Annotated in this window: 25 protein-coding genes; 15 read left to right on the top strand and 10 right to left on the bottom strand. The window is 70.8% G+C overall.

Annotated elements, in window-relative coordinates; genetic code table 11:
* Positions 1-186: 186 nt before the first annotated feature.
* The 3 genes from fabG to ACGFW6_RS43180 all read left to right on the top strand — a co-directional run bounded on the left by fabG (position 187) and on the right by ACGFW6_RS43180 (position 2,189).
* Positions 187-891 (top strand): 3-oxoacyl-[acyl-carrier-protein] reductase, encoded by a 705-nt coding sequence (gene fabG, locus ACGFW6_RS43190; protein WP_093907345.1) that lies wholly within the window; start codon positions 187-189, stop codon positions 889-891.
* Positions 892-896: 5 nt separating this feature from the next.
* The gene (gene fabI / locus ACGFW6_RS43185) at positions 897-1,664 is read left to right on the top strand and encodes an enoyl-ACP reductase FabI (protein WP_030946156.1); all 768 of its coding nucleotides are present in this window, start codon (positions 897-899) and stop codon (positions 1,662-1,664) included.
* A 162-nt stretch (positions 1,665-1,826) separates the two neighbouring features.
* Positions 1,827-2,189, top strand: coding sequence for a hypothetical protein (locus ACGFW6_RS43180; RefSeq protein ID WP_393522709.1), 363 nt, complete (start codon positions 1,827-1,829; stop codon positions 2,187-2,189).
* On the opposite strand, the gene ACGFW6_RS43175 is transcribed toward ACGFW6_RS43180, so the two are convergent.
* On the bottom strand, positions 2,167-2,859 hold the full coding sequence (locus tag ACGFW6_RS43175) for a FadR/GntR family transcriptional regulator (RefSeq protein WP_393522706.1): 693 nt from the start codon (positions 2,857-2,859) through the stop codon (positions 2,167-2,169). The two genes, ACGFW6_RS43180 and ACGFW6_RS43175, sit on opposite strands and share 23 nt — an antisense overlap.
* A gap of 70 nt (positions 2,860-2,929) precedes the next feature.
* Here ACGFW6_RS43175 and ACGFW6_RS43170 point away from each other — a divergent pair, with 70 nt between their 5' ends.
* The 4 genes from ACGFW6_RS43170 (at position 2,930) to ACGFW6_RS43155 (ending at position 5,371) form a co-directional block, all read left to right on the top strand.
* Positions 2,930-4,222 (top strand): CynX/NimT family MFS transporter, encoded by a 1,293-nt coding sequence (locus tag ACGFW6_RS43170; RefSeq protein WP_393522703.1) that lies wholly within the window; start codon positions 2,930-2,932, stop codon positions 4,220-4,222.
* 48 nt (positions 4,223-4,270) lie between these two features.
* The gene (locus ACGFW6_RS43165; protein ID WP_380852303.1) at positions 4,271-4,387 is read left to right on the top strand and encodes an SGM_5486 family transporter-associated protein; all 117 of its coding nucleotides are present in this window, start codon (positions 4,271-4,273) and stop codon (positions 4,385-4,387) included.
* Positions 4,388-4,580: 193 nt separating this feature from the next.
* Positions 4,581-4,787 carry a hypothetical protein gene (locus ACGFW6_RS43160; RefSeq protein ID WP_393522701.1) on the top strand — a complete coding sequence of 69 codons (207 nt, stop codon included), beginning with the start codon at positions 4,581-4,583 and terminating at the stop codon, positions 4,785-4,787.
* Positions 4,788-4,852: 65 nt separating this feature from the next.
* Complete coding sequence (locus ACGFW6_RS43155) at positions 4,853-5,371, top strand: SixA phosphatase family protein (RefSeq protein WP_393522698.1); 519 nt, start codon at positions 4,853-4,855, stop codon at positions 5,369-5,371.
* A gap of 366 nt (positions 5,372-5,737) precedes the next feature.
* Here ACGFW6_RS43155 and serB read toward each other — a convergent pair whose 3' ends face one another.
* Positions 5,738-6,949 (bottom strand): phosphoserine phosphatase SerB, encoded by a 1,212-nt coding sequence (serB, locus tag ACGFW6_RS43150; protein WP_393522695.1) that lies wholly within the window; start codon positions 6,947-6,949, stop codon positions 5,738-5,740.
* A 330-nt stretch (positions 6,950-7,279) separates the two neighbouring features.
* Positions 7,280-9,247, bottom strand: coding sequence for a streptophobe family protein (locus tag ACGFW6_RS43145; protein WP_393522693.1), 1,968 nt, complete (start codon positions 9,245-9,247; stop codon positions 7,280-7,282).
* A gap of 239 nt (positions 9,248-9,486) precedes the next feature.
* On the opposite strand from ACGFW6_RS43145, the gene ACGFW6_RS43140 reads away from it, so the two are divergent.
* Complete coding sequence (locus ACGFW6_RS43140; RefSeq protein ID WP_393522690.1) at positions 9,487-12,009, top strand: FHA domain-containing protein; 2,523 nt, start codon at positions 9,487-9,489, stop codon at positions 12,007-12,009.
* An 88-nt stretch (positions 12,010-12,097) separates the two neighbouring features.
* Here ACGFW6_RS43140 and ACGFW6_RS43135 read toward each other — a convergent pair whose 3' ends face one another.
* The 3 genes from ACGFW6_RS43135 to ACGFW6_RS43125 all read right to left on the bottom strand — a co-directional run bounded on the left by ACGFW6_RS43135 (position 12,098) and on the right by ACGFW6_RS43125 (position 15,032).
* Complete coding sequence (locus ACGFW6_RS43135) at positions 12,098-12,871, bottom strand: transglycosylase SLT domain-containing protein (protein ID WP_393522687.1); 774 nt, start codon at positions 12,869-12,871, stop codon at positions 12,098-12,100.
* A gap of 299 nt (positions 12,872-13,170) precedes the next feature.
* Positions 13,171-14,334, bottom strand: coding sequence for an S-adenosylmethionine:tRNA ribosyltransferase-isomerase (locus tag ACGFW6_RS43130; RefSeq protein ID WP_393522685.1), 1,164 nt, complete (start codon positions 14,332-14,334; stop codon positions 13,171-13,173).
* Complete coding sequence (locus ACGFW6_RS43125; protein WP_393522682.1) at positions 14,331-15,032, bottom strand: SDR family NAD(P)-dependent oxidoreductase; 702 nt, start codon at positions 15,030-15,032, stop codon at positions 14,331-14,333. The genes ACGFW6_RS43130 and ACGFW6_RS43125 overlap by 4 nt, the downstream gene beginning before the upstream one ends.
* Positions 15,033-15,273: 241 nt before the next feature.
* On the opposite strand from ACGFW6_RS43125, the gene ACGFW6_RS43120 reads away from it, so the two are divergent.
* From ACGFW6_RS43120 to chpE, 3 genes are all read left to right on the top strand, one after another.
* The gene (locus tag ACGFW6_RS43120; RefSeq protein ID WP_393522680.1) at positions 15,274-16,419 is read left to right on the top strand and encodes a GAF domain-containing sensor histidine kinase; all 1,146 of its coding nucleotides are present in this window, start codon (positions 15,274-15,276) and stop codon (positions 16,417-16,419) included.
* Positions 16,412-17,053, top strand: a complete 642-nt coding sequence (locus tag ACGFW6_RS43115; RefSeq protein ID WP_393522677.1) for a response regulator — start codon at positions 16,412-16,414, stop codon at positions 17,051-17,053. The genes ACGFW6_RS43120 and ACGFW6_RS43115 overlap by 8 nt, the downstream gene beginning before the upstream one ends.
* 168 nt (positions 17,054-17,221) lie before the next feature.
* Positions 17,222-17,467: a chaplin ChpE gene (gene chpE / locus ACGFW6_RS43110; RefSeq protein ID WP_393522674.1), complete on the top strand. Its 246-nt coding sequence runs from the start codon at positions 17,222-17,224 to the stop codon at positions 17,465-17,467.
* Between the two features lie 177 nt (positions 17,468-17,644).
* On the opposite strand, the gene ACGFW6_RS43105 is transcribed toward chpE, so the two are convergent.
* On the bottom strand, positions 17,645-18,433 hold the full coding sequence (locus tag ACGFW6_RS43105; protein WP_393522671.1) for a hypothetical protein: 789 nt from the start codon (positions 18,431-18,433) through the stop codon (positions 17,645-17,647).
* Positions 18,434-18,571: 138 nt separating this feature from the next.
* Here ACGFW6_RS43105 and ACGFW6_RS43100 point away from each other — a divergent pair, with 138 nt between their 5' ends.
* The 3 genes from ACGFW6_RS43100 (at position 18,572) to ACGFW6_RS43090 (ending at position 20,996) form a co-directional block, all read left to right on the top strand.
* A complete protein-coding gene (locus ACGFW6_RS43100) occupies positions 18,572-19,369 on the top strand; it encodes an ABC transporter ATP-binding protein (protein ID WP_393522669.1) in 798 nt (265 codons plus the stop codon).
* 106 nt (positions 19,370-19,475) lie between these two features.
* Complete coding sequence (locus ACGFW6_RS43095; protein ID WP_393522666.1) at positions 19,476-19,907, top strand: NfeD family protein; 432 nt, start codon at positions 19,476-19,478, stop codon at positions 19,905-19,907.
* Between the two features lie 132 nt (positions 19,908-20,039).
* Positions 20,040-20,996: an SPFH domain-containing protein gene (locus ACGFW6_RS43090; protein WP_107907321.1), complete on the top strand. Its 957-nt coding sequence runs from the start codon at positions 20,040-20,042 to the stop codon at positions 20,994-20,996.
* Between the two features lie 132 nt (positions 20,997-21,128).
* Here ACGFW6_RS43090 and ACGFW6_RS43085 read toward each other — a convergent pair whose 3' ends face one another.
* The 3 genes from ACGFW6_RS43085 to ACGFW6_RS43075 all read right to left on the bottom strand — a co-directional run bounded on the left by ACGFW6_RS43085 (position 21,129) and on the right by ACGFW6_RS43075 (position 23,146).
* Entirely contained in the window at positions 21,129-21,635 is a 507-nt protein-coding gene (locus ACGFW6_RS43085) for an HNH endonuclease (RefSeq protein ID WP_107907322.1), read from the bottom strand.
* A 145-nt stretch (positions 21,636-21,780) separates the two neighbouring features.
* The gene (locus ACGFW6_RS43080) at positions 21,781-22,320 is read right to left on the bottom strand and encodes a YbhB/YbcL family Raf kinase inhibitor-like protein (protein ID WP_393522663.1); all 540 of its coding nucleotides are present in this window, start codon (positions 22,318-22,320) and stop codon (positions 21,781-21,783) included.
* 43 nt (positions 22,321-22,363) lie between these two features.
* Positions 22,364-23,146 (bottom strand): sporulation protein, encoded by a 783-nt coding sequence (locus ACGFW6_RS43075; protein ID WP_393522660.1) that lies wholly within the window; start codon positions 23,144-23,146, stop codon positions 22,364-22,366.
* Between the two features lie 139 nt (positions 23,147-23,285).
* Between ACGFW6_RS43075 and ACGFW6_RS43070 the strand changes: the two genes are divergently transcribed.
* Positions 23,286-23,936: a DNA-3-methyladenine glycosylase gene (locus ACGFW6_RS43070; RefSeq protein WP_393522657.1), complete on the top strand. Its 651-nt coding sequence runs from the start codon at positions 23,286-23,288 to the stop codon at positions 23,934-23,936.
* The last annotated feature ends 374 nt before the right edge of the window (positions 23,937-24,310 follow it).

The following is a 24,310-nucleotide window of genomic DNA, read 5'->3' as shown; positions in this document are numbered from 1 at the left end:
CCGTGGACCACACGTTTCCGGCTGGAGTCGGCATCTTTCTGTAGGGACCCGACAGGGACTCCCGTACGCCACTGTCGGTGCCCGAATGTCCGCGGCCGGGACGCGACCGATAGGTTTTCGGAGAAGCCGCCTGTCACCCAGCTGTTCGGGCGGGTGTGTTCAGACCCCTATCGAAAGGGTGATCCGTTGAGCCGCTCGGTTCTCGTCACCGGAGGCAACCGGGGCATCGGCCTCGCCATCGCCCGCGCTTTCGCCGACGCCGGCGACAAGGTCGCGATCACATACCGCTCGGGTGAGCCGCCGGCCGGCTTCCTGGCCGTCAAGTGCGACATCACCGACACCGAGCAGGTGGAGCAGGCCTACAAGGAGATCGAGGCCGAGCACGGCCCGGTCGAGGTGCTCATCGCCAACGCGGGCGTCACCAAGGACCAGCTCCTGATGCGCATGTCCGAGGAGGACTTCACCTCGGTCATCGACACCAACCTCACCGGCACCTTCCGTGTGGTCAAGCGTGCCAACCGCGGCATGCTGCGCGCCAAGAAGGGCCGCGTGGTGCTGATCTCGTCGGTCGTCGGACTGTTCGGCGGTCCCGGCCAGGCCAACTACGCCGCCTCCAAGGCCGGCCTCGTCGGCTTCGCGCGCTCCCTCGCCCGTGAGCTGGGCTCGCGCAACATCACCTTCAACGTCGTCGCGCCCGGCTTCGTCGACACCGACATGACCAAGGTGCTCACCGACGAGCAGCGTGAGGGCATCGTGAAGCAGGTGCCGCTCGGTCGTTACGCGCAGCCCGAGGAGATCGCCGCGACGGTGCGGTTCCTCGCCTCGGACGACGCCTCGTACATCACTGGAGCCGTCATCCCCGTTGACGGCGGACTGGGAATGGGTCACTGATCACCATGAGCGGAATTCTCGAGGGCAAGCGCGTCCTGATCACCGGTGTGCTGATGGAGTCCTCCATCGCCTTCCACACCGCCAAGCTGGCCCAGGAGCAGGGCGCCGAGATCATCCTGACCGCCTTCCCGCGGCCCACGCTGACCGAGCGCATCGCCAAGAAGCTCCCCAAGCCCACCAAGGTCATCGAGCTCGACGTCACCAACGACGAGCACCTCGGCCGGCTGGCCGACGTCGTCGGTGAGGAGCTCGGCGGCCTCGACGGCGTCGTGCACTCCATCGGCTTCGCGCCGCAGGACGCCCTCGGCGGCAACTTCCTGAACACGCCGTTCGAGTCCGTCGCCACGGCCATGCACGTCTCGGCGTACTCCCTGAAGTCGCTGACCATGGCCTGTCTGCCGCTGATGCAGAACGGCGGCTCGGTCGTCGGCCTCACCTTCGACGCGCAGTACGCCTGGCCGCAGTACGACTGGATGGGCCCGGCCAAGGCCGCCCTGGAGGCCACCAGCCGCTACATGGCGCGTGACCTGGGCAAGCAGAACATCCGCTGCAACCTCGTCTCGGCCGGCCCGATCGGCTCGATGGCCGCCAAGTCCATCCCGGGCTTCGCGGAGCTCGCCTCCGTCTGGGACACCCGCGCCCCGCTGGAGTGGGACCTGAAGGACCCGGAGCCGGCCGGCAAGGGCGTCGTCGCCCTGCTGAGCGACTGGTTCCCGAAGACCACCGGCGAGATCGTCCACGTGGACGGCGGCCTGCACGCCATCGGCGCCTGATCTCCCGCACCACCTCGACGCCCCGTTTCCCGCCGCCGCGCGGGGAGCGGGGCGTCACCCGTTCGGCCCATCCGGCGAGGCGGCCGGGGCCCTCGGCCCCGCACCCTGAAGTACGCGTTCCTCACGCGAACCCCTCTCCCGTACGGCCGAGGAGGTCCCGTTGTGCGCTTGTCCCGCCGCTTGGCCTCAACGACCGTCGCCGTCGCACTCGTCCTGCCCGTGTCCTGCGCGGCGATGGCCCACGCGCGTGTGCACCCCGCTCGAGCGGTCACCGAGACGGAGCCCGAGGAGCCGTTCGGTGCCGCCTGCCGGATCAGCGTCGCCGGCTCCCGGGTGACCGCGTTCTGCCACAACCCGTATCCGGAGACCGACAGCGTGCGCCTGCATGTGGAGTGCGCCCGCTGGTGGGACCTGGACAGCGACGGCGCCTCGGTGGACGCCGAGCCCGCGCAGACCGTGCGGCTGACGGCGCGCTGCTGGAAGGAGATCGACTCGGCGTGGGTCAGCCACCGTCAGGAGGGCTGACGCGCCCCGGCCGGCAGTGGAACGGATACCCCGCCGCCTCGTCCGCGGCGGCCGACGCGTCGCCCGCGCGGATCGCGTCGACCAGCCGTGCGTGGTCCAGATACGTCTCCGGCGTCAGCTCCGTGCCGACGTCGTCGCGCAGCCAGTCCACCAGGACCTCGCCCAGATCCGCGTACATCGCGGTCATGACGTCGTTGTGGGAGGCCGCGACCACCGCCAGGTGGAAGGTCGCGTCCGCTGCCACGAACGTCTCCGTGTCGCCCGACTCCCAGGCCTCCTCGCGCCGCGCCAGCAGCGTGTCCAGCTGCTTGAGGTCCTTCTCGGTACGCCGTACCGCGGCCAGCTTCGCGGCGCCCGACTCCAGCGTGGAGCGCAGCTCGGCGATGTGCCGGGGGTCCGCGTCGGTGAAGCGGCGGTGCATGACACCGGCCAGCTCGCTGGTCGCCACCACGTAGGTGCCGGAGCCCTGCCGGATGTCCAGCAGGCCGTTGTGCGCGAGTGCGCGGACCGCCTCGCGGACCGTGTTGCGGGCCACGCCGAGCTGCTCGACCAGCTCGGGCTCGGTCGGGATGCGGGAGCCGACGGGCCACTCGCCCGACGCGATCTGGTTCCGCAAAGCCGCGATGACCTGCTCGGACAGCGCCGAGCGGCGGGGGTGGCTCAGGGGCATGGCACACCTTCGCACGTGAGGACCGGGACCGTACGGCCCGGGGGTGGACAACCAATCATCCCATGATTCTATGATGGGTCTCATGGCAAGCGAGGAAACCCGGACGGTGACGTCCATGCGCATACGCACCCCCGAGACACAGACCCTCTCGGAACCCGCCACGCGCGCGTGGACGATGCGGCTCCTCGTGGCCGGCATCGTGCTGACCGCGCTGAACCTCCGCCCCGCCATCACCAGCCTCGGCGCCCTCCTGGAGGAGGTCCGTGACGCCCTCGGCATGAGCGGCAGCGTGGCCGGGCTCCTCACCTCGGTGCCCCCGCTGTGCTTCGCCGTCTTCGGCGTCGCCGCCCCGCGCCTGGCCCGCCGCTTCGGCCCCGGCGCCGTGGTGTGCGCCGGCATGGTCGCCATCGCCACGGGCCTGCTCGTCCGACCGTACGTGGGCGGCACGGCCGGCTTCCTGGCCGCCACCGCGCTCGCCCTCATGGGCATCGCGGTCAGCAACGTCCTGATGCCGGTCATCGTCAAGCGCTGGTTCCCCGACCGGGTCGGCTCCATGACCGGCCTGTACTCGATGGCCCTGGCCCTGGGCACCGCCTCCGCCGCGGCCGTGACCGTGCCGATGACCGATCTGCTGGGCGGGAACTGGCACAGCGGCCTCGCGGTGTGGGCGGGCCTCGCGGTGGCCGCCGTGGTGCCGTGGATCCCCTTCGTGCGGGACCGGGCCGCGGCGCCCGGCACGGCCGCGAACGACAAGCACGCGCGCGTGGACGCGCCCCCGGTGCGCATCACCCGCAGCCGCACCGCCTGGGCCCTCGCCGTCTACTTCGGACTCCAGGCCACCGGCGCCTACATCACGATGGGCTGGATGGCGCAGATCTTCCGGGACTCCGGGGTGCACGCCGGCACGGCGGGGCTGCTGCTCGCCGTCACCATGGTGATGGGCGTGCCGCTGGCCTTCGTCATCCCGCGCCTCGCTGCCAGGCTGCCGCACCAGGGGCCGATCGTGCTCGCGCTGGGCGCCTGCGGCCTCGTCGGCTACGCCGGCCTGTACCTCGCCCCTGTCTCCGGCGCCTGGGTCTGGGCCGTGCTGCTGGGCATCTCCAACTGCTCGTTCCCGCTGGCCCTCACCATGGTCGGCATGCGCGCCCGGTCCAGCGCGGGCGTGGCCCAGCTGTCGGGCTTCGCGCAGAGCACCGGCTATCTGATCTCCATCCCCGGTCCGCTCCTGGTCGGCGTGCTCTACCAGCACAGCGGCGGCTGGGGGCTGCCGATCGCGCTCATGGCCGGCCTGATGATCCCGCAGATGGCGGTAGGGGTCCTCGCGGGACGCAACCGCGTGGTGGAGGAGGAGGCGGCCCGCTGACCTCACCCCGGCGCGGCGGGCCCCGGCGGCGGGTGGGACACTGCCCGTATGCCAGTGCTCGACCCGAACCCCCAGAACGGCCAGAAGAAGCTGCTGCTCGTCTTCGGCGCGTTCTTCGCCATCTTCGTGATCATCGGCGTCATCGCGACGATCGCCTCACCCTGAACCGGCGCCCCGGGGGATGCCCCGGGCCCCGCCTCGGCGGCCGATGGTGGGGCTAGCACCACCATCCCCTAGGGGGTGAGTGTCAGGGTCAACTGGGTGGATCACCGGATGGGTTGAGGGCCGATCCGTCCGTAACTTCGAAGTGTGGCCGCGACAGGCGGACACCGACCACTCGAAGATCCGCGGAGGCATCATGTCGGCCCGTACGCACACCCCGACCCAGCCGGTGTCCACGGGCCGTGCCGAGATCCGGCTGCCCTGGTGGGCCCTGGCCCTGCCGACACTCGCTTTCATCACGCTGCTGACGCTGATCCTCAACCCCGCGGACGCGCAGGCCGCCACCGCCGAGCCGGCGATCACCCAGCTCTTCGAACGCATACAGCAGCTGATCACGCACTGAGCGCCCCCGGAGACGCCCGTCAACTACCTGCGCCCCATGGCCTGTTTCATGCGAAGCTGGATCTCATGAGCGTCGCAGAATCCCGCAGGATCGTCCTCTTCCGGCATGCGAAAGCCGACTGGCCACAGGTGACCGACCATGAGCGGCCGCTCGCCGAGCGGGGCCGCATGGACGCGGCGGAGGCCGGCCGCAGGCTGGCCGACACCGCCATCCCCTTCGACCTGGCCCTCTGCTCCACCGCGACCCGGACCCGGGAGACCTGGAAGCTCGCCGTCCACGAGTTCCAGCACCGGCCGAAGACCGTGTACGAGGAGCGGGTCTACGAGGCCTCGCCCGGTGAACTGATCGCCCTGCTCAACGAGACCCCGGACGACGCGCACAACGTCCTGCTGATCGGCCACAACCCCGGCGTGCAGGGCCTCGCCGAGGTCCTCTCCGGCACGGCCGACGACGACGCACGCGAGCGGATGAGCCGCCGCGGCTTCCCGGCCGCCGCCTTCGCCGTCCTGTCCTTCAGCGGCACCTGGAAGACCCTGGAGCCCGGCGTGGCCACGCTGCTCGACTACTGGGCTCCCTCGGAGTGACCGACCCGCACAGAGGGGCCCGGCACCGCCACGGTGCCGGGCCCCTTCGCACGTAGTCCTTCCGGGCCTCCCACACGGGCCGCGCTCGCGGTCGGGCCGGTCGTACGGCCCCGTCCGGTCGCACGCGCCGGTCGACGGGCCGGTCGACGGGCCGGTCGACGGGCCGTCCGGTCGCACGGGCCGCCTCGCGGTCCGGCCGGTCACGGGGCCGGTCGCACGGGCTGCCCGGTCACGGGCCGGTCGCGCGGTCTGCCCGGTCACGGGCCGGTCGCGCGGTCTGCCCGGTCACGGGGCCGGTCGCGCGGTCTGCCCGGTCACGGGGCCGGTCGCACGGTCCGGCCGGTCGCGCGGTGCCGGTGCGGGTCGTCAGTCCTCGTCGTCGTGCATGTCCGCGGCCTCGACCTCTTCGCGGGTGACGCCGAGCAGATAGAGGACCGTGTCCAGGAACGGCACGTTGACCGCCGTGTGCGCGGCCTCCCGCACCACCGGCTTCGCGTTGAAGGCGACACCGAGGCCGGCCGCGTTGAGCATGTCCAGGTCGTTGGCCCCGTCACCGATCGCCACCGTCTGCGACAGCGGGACACCCGCCTCGGCGGCGAACCGGCGCAGCAGCCGCGCCTTGCCCGCCCGGTCCACGATCTCGCCGGTCACCTTGCCGGTGAGCCTGCCGTCGACGATCTCCAACGTGTTCGCCTGGGCGAAGTCGAGCCCGAGCCGCTCCTTCAGATCATCGGTGACCTGCGTGAACCCGCCCGAGACGACTCCCACTTGATAGCCGAGCCGCTTCAGCGTACGGATCAGCGTGCGGGCGCCCGGCGTCAGCCGCACCTCGCTGCGCACCTTCTCCACCACCGAGGCGTCCAGCCCCGCCAGCAGTGCCACCCGCGCGTGCAGCGACTGCTCGAAGTCCAGCTCCCCGCGCATCGCGGCCGCCGTCACCTCGGCCACCTTGTCCTCGCAGCCCGCGTGCGCGGCGAACAGCTCGATCACCTCGTCCTGGATGAGCGTGGAGTCCACGTCCATCACGACCAGACGCTGGGCGCGGCGGTGCAGCCCGGCCGCGACCACCGCGATGTCGACACCCAGTGCCGCGGACTCCGTCACCAGGGCGGTGCGCAGCGGCTCGGTCTCCGCGCCGGAGACAGCGAACTCCACCGCGGTCACGGGGTACTTGGCGAGCCGGAAGATACGGTCGATGTTGGCGCCGGACTTGGTGATCCTGGCGGCGATGGCGGCCGTCGCCTCCGCGGTGAGGGGGTGTCCGAGCACGGTCACCAGGGAGCGCCCGACGCCACGCGGGCGGTTGTCACCGCGGCCGGAGATGATCTCCGCCTGCATTTTCATGGACTCCGCCCAGCTGTGGACGGTCGCCCGCAGATCCCCCTCCATGCCGGCCGGCGGCTGCGTCACGAGCGCGCACAGCGTGATCCGGCCTCGGGTGACGACCTGCTCGATGTCGACCACGTCGACCGAGTAGGCGGCCAGCGTGTCGAAGAGGCCGGCGGTGATACCCGGCCCGTCCTTCCCGAAGATCTTGACGAGAAGTGTGGGGATCTCAGAGGTCTGCGAAGCGCTCATGGTGCTTCCACCGTATCCGGCACCCAGTGCCTGCCGCCCCCGAGGTCCGTCTAGCGGACACGGAACACTGGGTGTCGACCGGGTGGCGCTCGCCTTACGTTCCGGACACCTCTGCACCGGAGGCTGTGAACCGCCCCAGGATCACCTGTGACCCGACACCTCAAGGCCGCCCTCCGGTTGCCTGCGGGCCCCGCACGGCCGCCCTCCGGTAGCCGGCCGCAAGCCGGCCGCACCCTCACGGCCGCCCTCCGGTTGTCCGGCGGGCTCTCACGGCCGACCTCCGGTAGCCGGCCGCACCCTCACGGCCGCCGTCAGAGCCTTGCCGGACCCTCAAGGGCGTCCCTTCGGCTTCCTCGGCGGGGCGGGAGGAGGGGGTGGCGGAGGCGGCGGCCCGTCGCCCCCGGCGGACGACCCGTTGTCACGCCGTCGCGGAGTCCGGGGCGACCTCGGGGGAGGAGTGAACGGCCGCACGACCGTGGGCGCGCCGTACATGTCGTCGCCCCGGTCGGGCGGGGGTTCCCCGGGCGTCCCGTTCCCGCCCGGCGGCCGGGCGTCCTCCGGCTCGCGCATCTCGTCCGGCACCCGCAGATACGGGTTCGTGTCGGGGTTCGGGGGCCGGTACGGCGTGATGGGGGTGTACGGCCCGGAGCGGCTCGTGCGCCCCGCGGTTCCGGGGTCCTCGGCGGCCGAGCCGGCGCCGCCGCCCGCGCCCGCCGCTCCCACGGCACCCGCCGTCGCTCCCCGGGCCAACGGCGCCGCCCGCTGCCCCGCGGCCCCCGTCGCGCGGGCCAGCAGCGCCCCCACGGCACCCGCCCCCGCGCCCCAGGCCGCCCCGAGGACCAGCGCCATGCCGAGATTCCCCCGCAGCACCACCCCGGCACCGAACGCGTCGAACCCCAGCACCGACAGCGAGGCGTCCACGGACACCTCCGTCAGCCACACCAGCAACGGCAGCGCCAACGCCGTGGCGACCCCGAGCCGCAGCGCACACCGCCCGGCGAAACGAAGGCTCCCCGGATCCGGCGCGCCCCCGGCAGCGCCGGGGCCACCGGGGCCACCGTCACCCGAGCCGCCCACGGAGCCGGCCCGCGAGCCACCGGCGAACCCGGTTCCCGGGCCACTCACCGACGCGGCCCTCGTGCCATGAGCCGGCCCGGATCCGGAGCCGCCCACCGGTCCGGCCCCGACGGCACCCCCGGACACCAGCGGCGTCCGCACAGCCGTCAACACGCCCGCGAGCAGCATCATCACCGCCGCGGCGACGCCCAGCAGCCACACCCGGCTGTCCAGGTCGGCCAGCCGGCTCAGGGTCACGGACTGGTCGGCGCCGCCGTTCAGGAGGTCGTCCAGGGGGTCCGGGAGCAGGCCCGCCAGGACTCCCGTCGCCCGGCCGTCGAAGGGCACGAACAGGCCGACGGGGATGCCGAGCCACACACCGTTCGGCGCACCGAGCAGCGCGGCGCCCGCGATCCGCTTGGGGTGGTCGTCGCCGGTCGCCGCGTACGCCGCCGCCGCGAGCCCGGCCACGACCGCCACCAGCAGCACCGTGACGAGGGCGGACGCGGCGGGCCGTACGACACGGTGCACGGCCTCCCAGGCGCGCGGGAGCGGGGTCCGGCGCGAGGCCAGCAGCGCGATGAGCAGGATGCCCGCGGACCAGCCCAGCCCGCCGAGCAGCGTCGGCGCCGTGTCCACGGTGAAGCCGACCGCCGCCTTGGCGTCGATGAGATCGCCGACCTGGTCGGGCAGCAGCCCGCCGATGTCGCCGACGCCGGGGATCTCGAGTCCGCCCCCGCCACCCCCGCCCGGCAGGTCGTCGAGCCCCAGAGCGCTCCCGTCGATCGTGATGACGTCGTGCCCGGCCCACGCCAGGCCGCCCAGCGTCGCGACGAACAGCGCGACCACCGAGCCCGCGCGCGCGAGGAGTTCGGCCGGCGCGATCACAACTCCCGCGCCCCGCAGGGACCGTAGGAAGAACCACGACAGCAGGACCGCGCCGACCAGGCTCACCCCGAGTGGCGTGATCTCGATGGCGGTCGCCGCCTCGGCGCCGGTCAAGCCGAAAGCGGACACATCGCCGGAGGGGGTGACGGAACCACCCGCCCCAAGGGCCACCACAGCCGCGGTCATCGGGCCGAGCGAACTCGCGGAGTCCGCCTCCAGCAGATGCAGGCCGAGCGCCGCAGTGCCCGCCATGCCGATCAACGCCCAGCTCACCGCGGCGATCGCGGAGAGCAGGATGTCTCCCCAGGGCAGCCTCGCGTCTTTCGAGGTGCCGACGTACGTGGACGCACTCATGGCAGACCCCCCGATCCGCGGCGCGGCCGTTCGCCGCGCATGTCCCCCTCGCGTGGATTACCACTCTCCGGGCTGGTTTCAACCCCGTCAACGGAACCAGTCGAAGCGCGCGGGCGTGGTCGACACAAGGCCCGGCTTTCGGTCAGGGGGCCGAGCCTGAAATAGTTCCCGACGATGTTCGACATCCCTAGACTCCCTGTGATGGGGGTAACTCGGGGGACTACTCAGTGGGGCATGGAGTGCCGGAACTCGTACTGGAATTGAATGGAAGGACCTGGACGCTCGACCCGTCCAGGTCCTACACCCTCGGACGCGATCCGCAGGGTGACATCGTGCTCGACGACGCCAGGGTGTCCTGGCGGCATGCCACGATCAGCTGGAGCGGCCGCAGTTGGGTCATCGAGGACCACGGCAGCACCAACGGCACGTTCGTGCAGGGCCAGCGGATCCACCACCTGGAGATCGGCCCGGGCACGGCTGTGCACCTGGGCAACGCGACCGACGGACCGCGCCTGAACCTCTCCGGCACCGCGGCCTCCGTCGCCACGCCGCAGGCCCAGCCGCACCAGCAGCCGTACGCCGCGCAGGGCGCCCAGGCGGGCTGGGCCCAACAGGCCCCCGCCCAGCCGGCGCCGCAGCAGCAGCCCCAGCAGCAGGGTTGGCAGCAGCCGCAGCAGGCCGCGCACATCCCGCAGCAGCAGGGTCCCGGCGGTGGCGCGGGGGCGCCGCCGGTCTACGGCGACCGCAGCCCCACCACGTTCCACCAGTTCTCCATCGGCCGCGTGATGCGTATCGGCCGTGCGCTGGAGAACGAGCTGGTCGTCTCCGACCTCCAGGTCTCCCGCCACCACGCCGAGTTCCACTCGACGCCCGACGGCCGCATGGAGATCCGCGACCTCGGCTCCCACAACGGCACGTACGTCAACGGTCAGCCGATCGCCAAGGGCGGCTCGCAGCTGCTCGGGCCGGCCGACATCGTCGGCGTCGGTCACTCCACGTTCCGGATCGTCGGCGACCGTCTGGAAGAGTTCGTCGACACCGGTGAGGTCTCCTTCTCGGCCCGCCACCTCACCGTCACGGTCGACGGCGGCAAGCAGATCCTCAAGGACGTCTCCTTCGGCGTCCCGGAGAAGTCGCTCATCGCGGTCATCGGACCGTCCGGTTCCGGCAAGTCGACCCTGCTCAAGGCGCTCACCGGCTACCGGCCCGCCAACCAGGGCGACGTCCTCTACGACAACCGGAACCTCTACAAGCAGTTCGCCGAGCTGCGTCAGCGCATCGGTCTGGTCCCGCAGGACGACATCCTGCACAAGGAACTGACCGTCAAGAAGGCCCTCAAGTACGCGGCCAAGCTCCGCTTCCCCGCCGACACCACGGCGGCCGAGCGCGAGGCCCGGATAGACGAGGTGCTGCGCGAGCTGAAGCTGGACATCCACCGGGACAAGAAGGTCACGTCCCTCTCCGGCGGTCAGCGCAAGCGCGTCTCGGTGGCCCTTGAGCTGCTGACCAAGCCGTCGCTGATCTTCCTGGACGAGCCCACGTCGGGTCTGGACCCGGGCATGGACCGCGACGTCATGCAGCTGCTGCGCGGCCTCGCCGACGACGGCCGTACGGTCCTCGTCGTCACCCACTCGGTGGCCGAGCTGGCGCTGTGCGACAAGCTCCTGGTGATGGCGCCGGGCGGCGCGGTCGCCTACTTCGGCCCGCCCGAGGAGGCGCTGAACTTCTTCGGCTACGACACCTGGGCCGACGTCTTCTCCGCCTTCGAGAACTACCGCGACTACGACTGGGCTGGACGCTGGAAGGGCTCGCAGCACTACCAGATGTACGCCGCGGACATCGACGCGATTGCTCCGCAGTCCGTACAGATGCCGCCGATGCAGGCGATGAAGCCGCCGAAGCCGCAGGGCTGGATGTCGCAGTTCGTCACGCTGGTGCGCCGCTACGTCTCGGTGATCGTCTCCGACAAGGGCTTCCTGGCCCTGATGGTGATCCTGCCGGGCGTCCTGGGCGCGGTGAGCCTGCTGATCGACTCGGGCAAGGGCCTGCTGCCCAACCCCGCCAACCCGCAGACGGGCCGGATCATCCCGAACGGCACGGCCACCACCGTGCTGCTGATCCTCGCGGTGGGCGCCTGCTTCGCCGGCGCCGCGAACTCCGTGCGTGAGCTGATCAAGGAACGCGTCATCTACGAGCGGGAGCGCGCCACCGGCCTGTCCCGCTCGGCGTACCTGATGTCCAAGGTCTTCGTGCTCGGCTTCATCACCGTGCTCCAGGGCCTGATGGTCGGCGTCATCGGCTTCGCCGGCCGGGAGATCCCGGAGGAGGGCCTGGTCTTCGGCAAGCTGACGCTGCTGGAGCTGTCGGTGCCGATCATGGCGCTCGGCTTCACCTCGATGATGTTCGGCCTGATCATCTCGGCCCTGGTGAAGACGGCCGAGAAGACCATGCCGCTGCTGGTGATGTTCGCGATCATCCAGGTCGTGTTCACCGGCTGCCTCTTCGCCCTCAACGGCTCCATCGGCGCCAACCAGATCTCGTATCTGATGCCGTCGCGCTGGGCGGTGGCCGCCGCGGGCGCCACGCTGGACTTCAACAAGATCAGCCCGCCCGGTCAGGGCGAGAGCAACGACCCGCTGTGGGAGCACACCGTCGGTGTCTGGGCCATGGACATGATCGCCCTGATCGTCCTCGGCGTGATCTGCGGCATCTTCGTGGCCCGCTTCCTGCGCCGCCACGAGCCCGAGGTCATGCGCAAGTAGCGGTCACCGTGAGACGCCCGAAGGGCGGCACCCCGTCAGGAGGGTGCCGCCCTTCGGCGTACGGATCAGAGGCCCGCGCCTACCTCGCTCAGTACGCGCTGTTGACGTTGTCGATCGAGCCGTACCGGTCGGCCGCGTAGTTGGCGGCGGCGGTGAGGTTCGCGACCGGGTCGTACTGGCTGTGAGCGGTGCCCGGGACGTGGTACGCGTCGAAGGTGGGCTTGATGACCTGGAGCAGACCGATCGACGGGACGCCGTTCTGGGCGTTGATGTCCCAGTTGTTGATCGCGTTCGGGTTGCCCGAGGACTCACGCATGATGTTCTTGTGCAGGCCGTGGTAGGTGCCCGGGATGTCGTGCTTCTTCATGATGTCCAGGGCCTCACGGATCCAGCCGTCGAGGTTGTTGGCGTAGGTCTTGGCGGCGACCGGCTTGACCGCGGCGCGCTTGGCGGACCGGCTGGCGGCCTCCTTCGCCTTGCGCTCGGCAGCGGCCTTCTTCGCGGCGGCGGCCTTGGCGGCCCGCTGCTTGGCGGCGGCCTGGGCGGCCACGTGCTTGTCGTGAGCCACGGCGGCCCGGTGCTTCGCGGCGGAGACGGCGGCCTTGTGCTGGGCGGCCATCGCCTCGGCCTTCACCTTCTCGCCGGCGAGCTGGTCGGTGACGCTGCCCTTGACGTCCTTGATCTGCTCGCTGCTGTAGGCCACCTTGCCCGCGGGGGCTTCGGCCGTGGTCGTCTGAGCGTTTCCAGGTACGGCGGAGATGGCCAGGGCGGCGGCACCGAGCGTGGTGACACCTGCGATCGCGATCTTCTGACGCTTGTTGATGGAACGACTAAGACCACGGTTCTTGGTGTTCTTGAGCATGGCAGTGGGACCTCTTCGAATAGCGCGGAGGTCGCTCGCTGTCCGACACGGGACACGGGTGCTTCCGGCACAAACGCCGCGGGCTGAACCCACGGCGCTGAGCGACGTGAGCCATTGTTAGCGGCCGCAAAAATGCCTGGCAAAGGTGTGACGTACGATCCTCGATAGTGGAGCCGGGAAGGGCAAAATAGGACAGACAGGGCCGTCTGTCCCGCTCAAAAGGGACGTCACTGCCTACTACGGACTTTCGTACGTGATGTGGACCCTATGCGCGGGCTCACATCGGCCGGGTGCCAGTCTCACCAGCAGTTGCTGGAGCAATGCACTGTGTGAGGGTTCTCCGCCGGGAGGATGAGGTGCACGTCGCCGAACTCGTGCCACAGGTAGAGCCCGCGCAGCGCCTCGTCGTAGCTGCGGCTGATCGCGGCCCGCCCGGCGACCGCCTCCAGCATCAGAAGGTGGGACGCCTCCGGCTCGTGCAGCCCGGTCAGCAGCCCGTCCACCACCCGCACCCCGCGCTCCGGCGTCACGACGAGATCCGTCCAGCCCGCACGCGCGCGTACGACCCCGTCGGCGTCCGCCGCCGACTCCACGGCCCGCACGGCCGTCGTGCCCACGGCGACGACCCGGCCGTCCCCGGCCTTCACCGCGTTGATCAGCCGGGCGGACGCCTCCGGCACCGCGAACCGCTCCGGATACGGCGGCTCGTGCGCCTCGGCCGAGGCCACGCCGGTGTGCAGGCTGATCGGCGCGATCTGCACCCCCCTGCTGACCAGCTCCGTCACCAGCCCGACCGTGAAGGGCCGCGCCGCGCTCGGCATCTCCGCACTGCCCGCACCATCGGCCGAGGGCAGCGCGAACACCGTCTGATACACGGACAGCGGCTGATCACGCTCGGTATAGGAGTAGCGGATCGGCCGCCCGTGCTCCCGCATGAGCCCGAGGATCCCGGCGTCCGCGTGCCCGCTGCCCTCCAGCGGCCCGGTGACCCGTGCCCACCACAGCCGCCCGCTGCCCGGGCTCAGCGGCTCCTCCAGGAGCAGCCGCAGCCCGCCCGGCAGCCGCACCTCGGTTCCCGCGGGCCCTCCCGCCCGTCGCCCGCCACCACCCCTCCAGTGAGCGCTTCGCGCACTGCTCCATACATACGCGCGCGTGGTGCCCCGCTCGTCCGGATCCCGCAGCTCCACCGCCCACCGCCCGTCGTCCCCGCGCGTGGAGAAGTGCACCACCACGCGTGCGTGCCCGACCCGCCCGTCCACGGCCGCGGCCAGCGTCTGCGACGTGTTCACGACCAGCAGATCCCCGGCCCGCAGCAGCCGGGGCAGCTCACGGAAGGCGTGATGCGACACGTCGGTGCCCCGCGACACCAGCAGCCGTACGGCGTCCCGGCCCAGTCCCGCCCCGCGCTGCTCGGCCGGAACCCGCGCCGACAGCTCCTCCGGCACCCTCACCGCCAGCGTCATCGTCGCCCCTCCAGCAGAGCCGGAGCGCCGTAGCGACCGCTCGCCGGACGCTCGTCCAGCAGCCGCAGGAACGCCGGTGCCACGCTCGCCGGAGCCGGCCGCGGATCGTCGTCGTCCGGTACGGCCGCCGCATACAGGTCCGTGGCCATGTCCCCGGGGTCGACCGCCCACACCCGCAGCCCGGGCTCCTCCTGCCCGAGCACCGCCGCGAGATGGTCCAGCGCCGCCTTCGACGCCCCGTACCCGCCCCATGTCTCGTACGCCTCGGCGGCCGCGTCCGAGCTGACCGTGATCACGGCGCCCGCCCTGGCCGCCCGCAGCAGCGGCAGCGCCTCCTGCACCAGGGCCAGCGCGGCGACCACGTTCACCTCCAGCGCCCGCCGCAGCCCCTCCACCGGCAGCGCGTCCAGCCGCACCAGCGGCTCGGCGCCCAGCGCACTGGCGTTGCTCACCAGCAGATCGACGCCGCCCAGCTTCCAGGCGGCCGCCACCAGAGCGGCCCGGTGCCCGGCGTCCGTGACATCCCCCGGCACCGCCGTCACGCGCGTGCCGTGCGCGTCCCGCAGCCCGGATGCCGCCTCCTGGAGAACCTCCGGCGTCCGGGCGTCCAGCACCAGATCCCAGCTGCGCGCGGCCAGCGCCTCGGCGAGCGCCCGCCCGAGCCCTTTCGAGGCCCCCGTGATGATCGCTACCGGCATGACAACCGTCCCCTCGTCCCAGCCGCCTCGGATCGGCGGTGCCCTCAACGTAGGAACGGCGCCCTACCCGCCGCCTCGGACGCGGGCCGCAACCTCGCGGGGCCCTTCGTCCTAGGCCGCGCACCCGGGGCCGTTCGCCCTACGCCGCTCACCGGGGGACCAAGGGACTAGGACCGCCGCCCCAGCCGACCGCAGCCTCAGGTCCGATCCGGCTGTCACACCCCGCCGGTACCGTGAGGGCATGAGTCAAGCCCCCAGGTCCGGCCTCGCCGCGGTGAGCTCCGCGTTGCTGGCCATGAGCAGGCATCTGGAGGTGCGCGACGTTCTCAAGACGATCGTCGCCTCCGCCCGCGAACTGCTCGACGCGCAGTACGCCGCACTCGGCGTGCCGGACGACCACGGAGGCTTCGCCCAGTTCGTCGTCGACGGCGTCAGCGACCTGCAGTGGAAGGCCATCGGCCCGCTGCCCCGCCAGCACGGCATCCTCGCCGCGATGCTCCAGGACGCCAAGGTCGAGCGCCTGGCCGACGTCCGTAAGGACCCCCGTTTCGAGGGCTGGCCGTCGGCGCACCCCGACATGTCCGACTTCCTGGGCCTGCCGATCCGCGACGGCGACGAGGTCATCGGCGCCCTGTTCCTCGCCAACAAGAACTGCCCGAAGCCGGAGGGAAGCTGCGGCTTCACCGAGGAGGACGAGGAACTGCTGGGGATCCTCGCCCAGCACGCCGCGATCGCCCTCACCAACGCCCGCCTCTACGAGCGCAGCCGCGAGCTGACGATCGCCGAGGAGCGCTCCCGTCTGGCCCACGAACTGCACGACGCGGTCAGCCAGAAGCTGTTCTCACTGCGCCTGACGGCCCAGGCCGCCACCGCCCTGATCGACCGCGACCCCTCCCGCGCCAAGGGCGAGCTGCACCAGGTCGCCGCGCTCGCCGCCGAGGCCGCCGACGAACTGCGCGCGGCCGTCGTCGAGTTGCGCCCCGCCGCCCTCGACGAGGACGGCCTCGTCGCCACCCTGCGCACCCAGATCCAGGTCCTCGACCGCGCCCACACCGCCCGCGTCACCTTCGCCGGCCGCGGCGTGAAGGCCCTGCCCTCCGCCCAGGAGGAAGCCCTGCTGCGCGTCGCCCAGGAGGCCCTGCACAACGCGCTGCGGCACTCCGGGGGAGAGCACGTCGACGTCGCTCTGGACCGACGCGGCAGCGGAGCGGTCCTGCGGATCACGGACGACGGCAGCGGCTTCGACCCGAAGACGGTACGCCGCGCGGGACGCCATCTGGGCCTGGTCTCCATGCGGGACCGGGCGAGCGGCGTCGGCGGCACGCTGACCGTGGAATCGGCGCCCGGCAAGGGCACCGTGATCGAGATGGAGGTCCCTGGTGGCTGACGCAATCAAGGTGCTGCTCGTCGACGACCACCAGGTGGTCCGCCGGGGCCTGCGCACGTTCCTCGAAGTGCAGGACGACATCGAGGTCGTGGGGGAGGCCGCGGACGGCGCCGAAGGGGTGGCCCGGGCAGAGGAGCTGAAGCCGGACATCGTCCTCATGGACGTCAAGATGCCGGGGATGGACGGCGTCGACGCCCTGCGCAGGCTCCGCGAGCTGGACAACCCCGCGCGCGTGCTCATCGTCACCAGCTTCACCGAACAGCGCACGGTGATCCCGGCCCTGCGCGCGGGCGCCGCCGGGTATGTGTACAAGGACGTCGACCCGGACGCCCTCGCCGGAGCCATCCGCTCGGTCCACGCCGGCCACATCCTGCTCCAGCCCGAGGTCGCGGGCGCCCTGCTGTCCCAGGAGGAGGCCAACTCGGGCCTGGGAAGAGCGGGGTCACTGACGGAGCGGGAGCGCGAGGTGCTCGGCCTGATCGCCGACGGCCGCTCGAACCGGGAGATAGCCAGGGCCCTGGTCCTGTCGGAGAAGACCGTCAAGACGCACGTCTCGAACATCCTGATGAAGCTCGATCTCGCGGACCGTACCCAGGCCGCCCTGTGGGCCGTGCGCCATGGCGTGACCGGCTGAAACGCTCTCCGCAGGGCGTGACGGACGGCAATACGGAGGGTTCCGCTCCGGACTGAGATTCATACCGTCGTGGGAATGTCCCCCGGATGGCGCATCCTTCGTGGATCTCCACCGTTCTCCAGTGCGTGCTGCGGCGACTGCCGCGGCCATCGCAAGGAGGACTGAGAAGTGAAGAACCTGAAGAAGGCAGCGGCCGTGACGATGGTGGCGGGTGGCCTGCTGGCCGCCGGTGCCGGAATGGCCTCCGCCACCGACGGCGCGCACGCCGACGGCCAGGCCGTGGGCTCCCCGGGCGTCGTCTCGGGCAACGTCGTCCAGGCCCCGGTCCACATCCCGGTCAACGTCTCGGGCAACAGCGTGAACGTCGTCGGCATCCTGAACCCCGCCTTCGGCAACCTGGCCGTCAACAAGTGACGACCCCCCAGGACAGGCAGTGACCTCCGGCCTCCCGGGTTCCCCCGGGAGGCCGGTCTGTTGCGCTGCCGGCCCGTCCGGCGTTCGCGGACGAGGCACGGTCAGGGCCGATACGGGCGCATGAGGGCAGAGCCCTCAGGGACGGTCACCCCCACGCCCGCACCCGGCGGCCACCGCTCAGCGCACGCCCCGCTCCCGCTCCTCCACATACGCGTTGTACGCAGCCACCTGCGCCCGCCGAGCCACCCGCTCCACCGGACGCAACGCCTCCGTCCGAGCCCCCATCTCCGCGGAGCTCACCGCACCCCCGTGCCCGTTCTCCCGCGCCAGCGAGATCAGCAGCCCCACCCGCTGCGCCAGCTCCAGCACCCGCACGGCCCGCGGCGGATACCCCGGCGCCAGCACCTCCCGCCCCCGCTCCGCCCGCGCTCGGTACGCGTCGATCGCCGCCTCCGCCACCGGCCCCGAACCGGCCACATCCAGCCGGGACAGCACCTCGGTCGCCTCCCGCAGGCCCTCCGCCAGCTCTCGCTCGGCCTCGCCCAGCGACGGCACGTCGGCCGGCGGCGCCTCGCGCACCGGCAGCACCTGCCAGACGACCTCGACATGCACATCGCCGTCCGGCCCGGCCTCGTACACCTCCGGCACCAGTCCCAACGCGGCACCGTGGCAGATCACCGCCTCCTCGGCGTCCATCGCGCGCGCGTTGAACTCCGGCGGCCCGCTCAGCCCCAGCGGATGCCCCGGCGCGGGCAGCGCGACCCGCAGCCCGCTCACCCCGAGCGTGCGCAGCCGCCCCAGCCCCAGCGTGAGACCCACGGGCGCCGACTCGCCGGGCAGCCCCTCCACCCGGTGGACGGCGTCGTCGCCGACGATCTCCAGCACAGCGTCATCCGGCGAGACAAGTCCGGCCAAAAGGGCATTTCCCCAAGCCGCAAGGCGTCCTGAACGTGGTTCCGAGAGCATGCCCCCACCCTAAGGACCGGACCGATGGAATGAAGGGGTGGACCGGTGGCGTAGATTTCGTTGAGGGCTGCGCCCACAGGCGCACGCGACCACCGAGACGCCGAGACCGGTCACACTGCAAGGGGAGACAACGCGCTCATGAGCGATGTTCTGGAGCTTCAGGACGTATCCGTGGTCCGTGAGGGCCGGGCTCTGGTGGACCAGGTCTCCTGGTCGGTCAAGGAGGGCGAGCGCTGGGTCATCCTCGGCCCGAACGGCGCCGGCAAGACCACCCTCCTGAACGTCGCGTCCAGCTACCTCTACCCCAGCAAGGGCACCGCGACCATCCTCGGCGAGACCCTCGGCAAGCCCGGCACCGACGTCTTCGAGCTGCGCCCGCGCATCGGCGTGGCCGGCATCGCCCTGGCCGAGAAGCTCCCCAAGCGCCAGACCGTCCTGCAGACCGTGCTGACCGCCGCCTACGGCATGACCGCCACCTGGAACGAGGACTACGAGGAGGTCGACGAGCAGCGCGCCCTCGCCTTCCTCGACCGCCTCGGCATGACCGAGTACGCCGACCGGAAGTTCGGCACCCTCTCCGAGGGCGAGCGCAAGCGCACCCTCATCGCCCGCGCCCTGATGGCCGACCCCGAGCTGCTGCTCCTCGACGAGCCCGCCGCCGGCCTCGACCTCGGCGGCCGCGAGGACCTCGTCCGCCGCCTCGGCCGCCTCGCCCGCGACCCGATCGCCCCCTCGATGCTCATGGTCACCCACCACGTCGAGGAGATCCCCCCGGGCTTCACCCACGTCCTCATGATCCGCCAGGGCAAGGTCCTCGCCGCCGGCCCCATGGAGCTCGAACTCACCTCCCGCAACCTCTCCCTCTGCTTCGGCCTCCCCCTCGTCGTCGAACAGGTCGGCGACCGCTGGACGGCACAGGGCCTCCCGCTCTCCTGACCCGCTCCTCCACCACGCGAAACCCTGATGGAGAACCCCGGTAAGAAGGCCCTTCGAACGATCGGCGCCCTGTCGGTGACAGGGTCCGCGGTCCTACCATGACCATGTGGAAATCGACGCGTGGGTATGGTGGTTGATCGGCGCGGCGGCGCTCGGCATCGGGCTCGTGATCACCGCGATGCCCGAACTCGGCATGCTGGCGGTCGGTGCCGTCGCGGCCGCGGTGGCCGCCGGTGTCTTCGGCGGTGACGCCGTCGTCCAGGTCGCGGCCTTCGTCGTCGTCTCCACCGCACTCATCGCCGTCGTCCGGCCCATCGCCAACCGGCACCGCGCACAGCGCCCCCAACTCGCCACCGGCATCGAGGCGTTGAAGGGCAGACAGGCCGTCGTCCTGGAGCGCGTCGACGCCTCCGGCGGCCGTATCAAGCTCGCCGGGGAGATCTGGTCCGCCCGGGCCCTCGACACCGGCCACGCCTACGAAGTGGGCCAGGAAGTGGATGTCGTGGACATCGAGGGGGCCACGGCCATCGTCATGTGACCTCGCACGACGTATCTGGCGCGAACGCGCCACGAGGTACGCGACGGTCTGTCAGACTCGACCAGCAAGATCTTCAACAAGCATAAGATCTGCCGAAGTTGCCGCAGCGGAGAAGGGATACGGGGAACGACGATGGAACCGGTCATCATCGTCCTGATCATTCTGGTGGTGTTGGTCTTCATCGCCCTGATCAAGACGATCCAGGTCATCCCGCAGGCGAGCGCGGCCATCGTCGAGCGCTTCGGCCGCTACACGCGGACACTCAACGCGGGCCTCAACATCGTGGTCCCGTTCATCGACACCATCCGCAACCGCATCGACCTGCGTGAACAGGTCGTGCCGTTCCCGCCGCAGCCGGTGATCACCCAGGACAACCTGGTCGTGAACATCGACACCGTCATCTACTACCAGGTGACCGACGCCCGCGCGGCGACCTACGAAGTCGCCAGCTACATCCAGGCGATCGAGCAGCTCACGGTCACCACGCTCCGCAACATCATCGGTGGCATGGACCTGGAGCGCACCCTGACCTCCCGCGAGGAGATCAACGCGGCCCTGCGCGGTGTCCTCGACGAGGCGACCGGCAAGTGGGGCATCCGCGTCAACCGCGTCGAGCTCAAGGCGATCGAACCGCCCACCTCCATCCAGGACTCGATGGAGAAGCAGATGCGCGCCGACCGTGACAAGCGCGCCGCGATCCTCACCGCCGAAGGTACGCGTCAGGCCGCGATCCTCACCGCCGAGGGTGAGAAGCAGTCCCAGATCCTGCGCGCCGAGGGTGAGGCCAAGGCGGCCGCCCTGCGCGCCGAGGGCGAGGCCCAGGCGGTCCGTACCGTCTTCGAAGCGATCCACGCCGGCGACCCGGACCAGAAGCTCCTCTCCTACCAGTACCTCCAGATGCTCCCGAAGATCGCCGAGGGCGACGCCAACAAGCTCTGGATCGTCCCCAGCGAGATCGGCGACGCCCTCAAGGGCCTGTCGGGCGCCATGGGCAACCTCGGCGGCCTGGGCGGCGGTTCGGGCAACGGCGGATCCCCGGGCATCCCCGGCCAGGCGACGGAACGCCGAGAAAAGCCGTCGATCGACTGAGAGCTGTCGTACGCAAAAGGCCCGCCTTCTCCACGAAGGCGGGCCTCAACGCCTCCAGGGGCGCGGGGAACTGCGCGACGAACCACAACGGACCCGCGGCCCACGAACCACCGATGGGCCCACGGCGAATGGTCAGGCCGCGTCCGTCGCCAGCCAATCCGGCAGCGCGGCGAACTCCTCGGCCCCCAGCGTCAGCAACATCGCATCGGCAGGAGTCGGCTCGAACGGCTCCCGCAGCAACGGCATACCCGCCTGCTCAGGCGTCCGGTCCGCCTTGCGGTGATTGTCCTCCGCACACGAGGCGACCGTGTTCAGCCACGTGTCCTGCCCGCCGTGCGACCGCGGCACCACGTGGTCCACGGTCGTGGCCCGGCGCCCGCAGTACGCGCACCGGTGCCGGTCCCGCACCAGAACACCCCGCCTCGACCACGGCGCTTGTCTTCGGAACGGCACCCGTACGTATCTGCACAGCCTGATCACCCGGGGCGCGGGTATGTCGACCTCGGCTCCGCGCATACGCAGTTCGGGGTGGGCCTGCTCGACGACGGCCTTGTCCTGGAGCACCAGAACGACGGCTCGATTCAACGTCACCGTCGACAGCGGCTCGAAGCTCGCGTTCAGTACCAGCGTGTCCCGCATTGCAGCCCACCTCCCGTGCGCACCTGCCCACCCCCTGGCGGGCTGGGATCAACTCTGGCCGGGCACGCCGAGATGGACAACGAAATAAAAAATGCCCGCCCCCGATCACTTCCATGACCGGGGGCGGGCAAACGTTCCATGAACGTCAGGCTTCGGCGGGCACCTCGTACTCGGCGATCACGTGGGCACGCCCGAGCGTGTGGAACCGCAGGTTGAAGCCGACGACGGCAGGGCTCGCGTCCGAGTCCGGGCCGAGCTTCTCCTGATCCACGGCGTACACCGTGAACACATACCGGTGCGGCCCGTCCCCGGGCGGCGGCGCGGCACCACCGAAGTCCTTCGACCCGTAGTCGTTGCGCGCCTGTACGGCACCCTCCGGCAGCCCCTCGAACTTGCCGCTGCCCGCACCCGCCGGCAGCTCGGTCACGGAGGCCGGGATGTCGAAGAGGACCCAGTGCCAGAACCCGCTCCCCGTGGGGGCGTCCGGGTCGTAGCAGGTCACGGCGAAGCTCTTGGTCCCGGCCGGGAAACCCTCCCAGCGCAGCTGCGGCGAGGTGTTGCCGGCCGCGTGGACCTGAGCGTCCTTGAGGGTCCCGCCGGCCTCGACGTCCTCACTCGTGACCGTGAAGGACGGCACGGGCGGATGGAAGTCGTGGGGCAGCGGCCGCCGCTTGAGCTCGGTCACTTCGATACCTCCTGACGAAACAGTGGAATCAGCAGTTCCGAGCCTAGAACCAGTTGCGCTTGCTGCCGACCTCGGACAGCCACTGGTTGAGGTACGCCGCCCAGTCGGTCCCCTGGAAGTCGTGCAGACCCACCTGGAACGAACGGAAGGTGTCACTGCCCTCGCTGAACAGCCCCGGCTTCTTGTCCATCTCGAGGACGACGTCCATCGCGTTGCCGTCCGCCACGAAGCTCAGCTCGACCTGGTTGATCCCGCGGTACTGCTGCGGCGGGAAGAACTCGATCTCCTGGTAGAACGGCAGCTTCTGCCGCGTACCGCGGATGTGGCCACGCTCCATGTCCGCGTTCTTGAAGCGGAAGCCCAGCTGGATGAAGGCGTCGAGGATCGCCTTCTGCGCCGGCAGCGGGTGCACGTTGATCGGGTCCAGGTCGGTGGAGTCCACGGCGCGGGCGATCGCCAGCTCCGTCGTCACACCGATGTTCATGCCGCGCAGCGTCTGACCGTCGATCGTGGTGATCGGCGTCTCCCACGGGATCTCCAGCCCGAACGGCACCGCGTGCACCGCCCCGGGCTGCAGCTCGAAGGCCCCGCCGAGCTGCATCTTCGTGAACTCGATGTCCTGCTTGTACTCCGAGTCCTGGCCCTCGACCTCGACACGGGCCTGAAGACCCACGGACAGGCCCTCGATGTTCTGGCTCACGGACCCGCCCTGAATCCGCACCTCGCCCTGGACGACACCGCCCGGAACGACGTTGACCTCGGTCAGCACCGTCTCGACCGAAGCACCGCCGGCCCCCAGGCTCGCGAGCAGCTTCTTGAACGCCATGACTCTCCTCTTCTCAGAGTGGATCCCTGATCCCTACAAACGCGATCCGGCCGTGGCCGGTTCCGCGCCCCACCCTGGCAAGGCGCAGGCTTCCTGACCACCCCGTCGCGACCACCCGTCTCCACTACCCTCGGACGGCATGATCGCGACCCCCGACCGTACGCCCCTTCCCCGGAACTTCTTCGACCGCCCCGTCCTGGAGGTGGCCCCCGACCTCCTGGGCCGGATCCTCGTACGTACGACCCCGGACGGTCCGATCGCCATCCGCCTCACGGAGGTGGAGGCCTACGACGGCCCGGACGATCCGGGCTCGCACGCCTATCGCGGCCGCACCCCCCGCAACGACGTGATGTTCGGTCCTCCCGGACACGTGTACGTCTACTTCACCTACGGCATGTGGCACTGCATGAACCTGGTGTGCGGTCCCGAAGGCCGGGCGAGCGCGGTCCTGCTGCGCGCCGGCGAGATCGTGGAGGGCGCCGAGCTCGCCCGTACCCGTCGACTCTCGGCCCGCAACGACAAGGAACTGGCCAAAGGCCCCGCCCGTCTCGCCACCGCTCTGGGCGTGGACCGAGCCCTGGACGGCACGGACGCCTGCGCCTCGGGCGAGACCCCGCTGAGGATCCTCACCGGCACTCCGGTCCCCTCCGACCAGGTACGGAACGGTCCACGGACCGGAGTGGCAGGTGACGGAGGCAACGGCGACATGCATCCCTGGCGCTACTGGATCGCCAACGACCCTACGGTCAGCCCCTATCGGGCCCACGTCCCCAAGCGTCGTTCAAGTTGACGCGCCATGACGAGACGCGTAACGTGGCCCGAGCCGCTGAACCGGGTACTGCGAAGTCAGCAGCCGGAGCGGCCAACCCACTACCTGCTACACCCCCTCAGCGGGGTCGATTCCGGCGTGCCCGCATGCCCGAATTCGAATCCGCGGAACCCGATTATGAATCGGCCGGGGGAATCAGCTAACGTAGTGAATGTCGAAAGGCCGACGGGCGAAAGCCCAAAGCCCAAGGCAATCCCGCCCGACAGGGAATCGGATCGGAAAACGATCTGATAGAGTCGGAAACGCAAGACCGAAGGGAAAAGCCCGGAGGAAAGCCCGAGAGGGTGAGTACAAAGGAAGCGTCCGTTCCTTGAGAACTCAACAGCGTGCCAAAA

The organism is Streptomyces sp. Y7 (assembly GCF_043195415.1).
Classification (GTDB): domain Bacteria; phylum Actinomycetota; class Actinomycetes; order Streptomycetales; family Streptomycetaceae; genus Streptomyces.
Note: the sequence above shows the minus strand (reverse complement) of the source record. Positions and strands in the feature narration are given on the sequence as shown.

What these genes read in the sequence shown, in the direction of transcription:
- fabI (WP_030946156.1), top strand. Translation starts at nt 897, where the DNA reads ATGAGCGGAATTCTCGAGGGCAAGCGCGTCCTGATCACCGGTGTGCTG.
- ACGFW6_RS43175 (WP_393522706.1), bottom strand. Translation starts at nt 2,859, where the DNA reads ATGCCCCTGAGCCACCCCCGCCGCTCGGCGCTGTCCGAGCAGGTCATC.
- ACGFW6_RS43170 (WP_393522703.1), top strand. Translation starts at nt 2,930, where the DNA reads ATGATGGGTCTCATGGCAAGCGAGGAAACCCGGACGGTGACGTCCATG.
- ACGFW6_RS43165 (WP_380852303.1), top strand. Translation starts at nt 4,271, where the DNA reads ATGCCAGTGCTCGACCCGAACCCCCAGAACGGCCAGAAGAAGCTGCTG.
- ACGFW6_RS43160 (WP_393522701.1), top strand. Translation starts at nt 4,581, where the DNA reads ATGTCGGCCCGTACGCACACCCCGACCCAGCCGGTGTCCACGGGCCGT.
- ACGFW6_RS43155 (WP_393522698.1), top strand. Translation starts at nt 4,853, where the DNA reads ATGAGCGTCGCAGAATCCCGCAGGATCGTCCTCTTCCGGCATGCGAAA.
- serB (WP_393522695.1), bottom strand. Translation starts at nt 6,949, where the DNA reads ATGAGCGCTTCGCAGACCTCTGAGATCCCCACACTTCTCGTCAAGATC.
- ACGFW6_RS43145 (WP_393522693.1), bottom strand. Translation starts at nt 9,247, where the DNA reads ATGAGTGCGTCCACGTACGTCGGCACCTCGAAAGACGCGAGGCTGCCC.
- ACGFW6_RS43135 (WP_393522687.1), bottom strand. Translation starts at nt 12,871, where the DNA reads ATGCTCAAGAACACCAAGAACCGTGGTCTTAGTCGTTCCATCAACAAG.
- ACGFW6_RS43130 (WP_393522685.1), bottom strand. Translation starts at nt 14,334, where the DNA reads ATGACGCTGGCGGTGAGGGTGCCGGAGGAGCTGTCGGCGCGGGTTCCG.
- ACGFW6_RS43125 (WP_393522682.1), bottom strand. Translation starts at nt 15,032, where the DNA reads ATGCCGGTAGCGATCATCACGGGGGCCTCGAAAGGGCTCGGGCGGGCG.
- ACGFW6_RS43120 (WP_393522680.1), top strand. Translation starts at nt 15,274, where the DNA reads ATGAGTCAAGCCCCCAGGTCCGGCCTCGCCGCGGTGAGCTCCGCGTTG.
- ACGFW6_RS43105 (WP_393522671.1), bottom strand. Translation starts at nt 18,433, where the DNA reads ATGCTCTCGGAACCACGTTCAGGACGCCTTGCGGCTTGGGGAAATGCC.
- ACGFW6_RS43100 (WP_393522669.1), top strand. Translation starts at nt 18,572, where the DNA reads ATGAGCGATGTTCTGGAGCTTCAGGACGTATCCGTGGTCCGTGAGGGC.
- ACGFW6_RS43090 (WP_107907321.1), top strand. Translation starts at nt 20,040, where the DNA reads ATGGAACCGGTCATCATCGTCCTGATCATTCTGGTGGTGTTGGTCTTC.
- ACGFW6_RS43085 (WP_107907322.1), bottom strand. Translation starts at nt 21,635, where the DNA reads ATGCGGGACACGCTGGTACTGAACGCGAGCTTCGAGCCGCTGTCGACG.
- ACGFW6_RS43075 (WP_393522660.1), bottom strand. Translation starts at nt 23,146, where the DNA reads ATGGCGTTCAAGAAGCTGCTCGCGAGCCTGGGGGCCGGCGGTGCTTCG.
- ACGFW6_RS43070 (WP_393522657.1), top strand. Translation starts at nt 23,286, where the DNA reads ATGATCGCGACCCCCGACCGTACGCCCCTTCCCCGGAACTTCTTCGAC.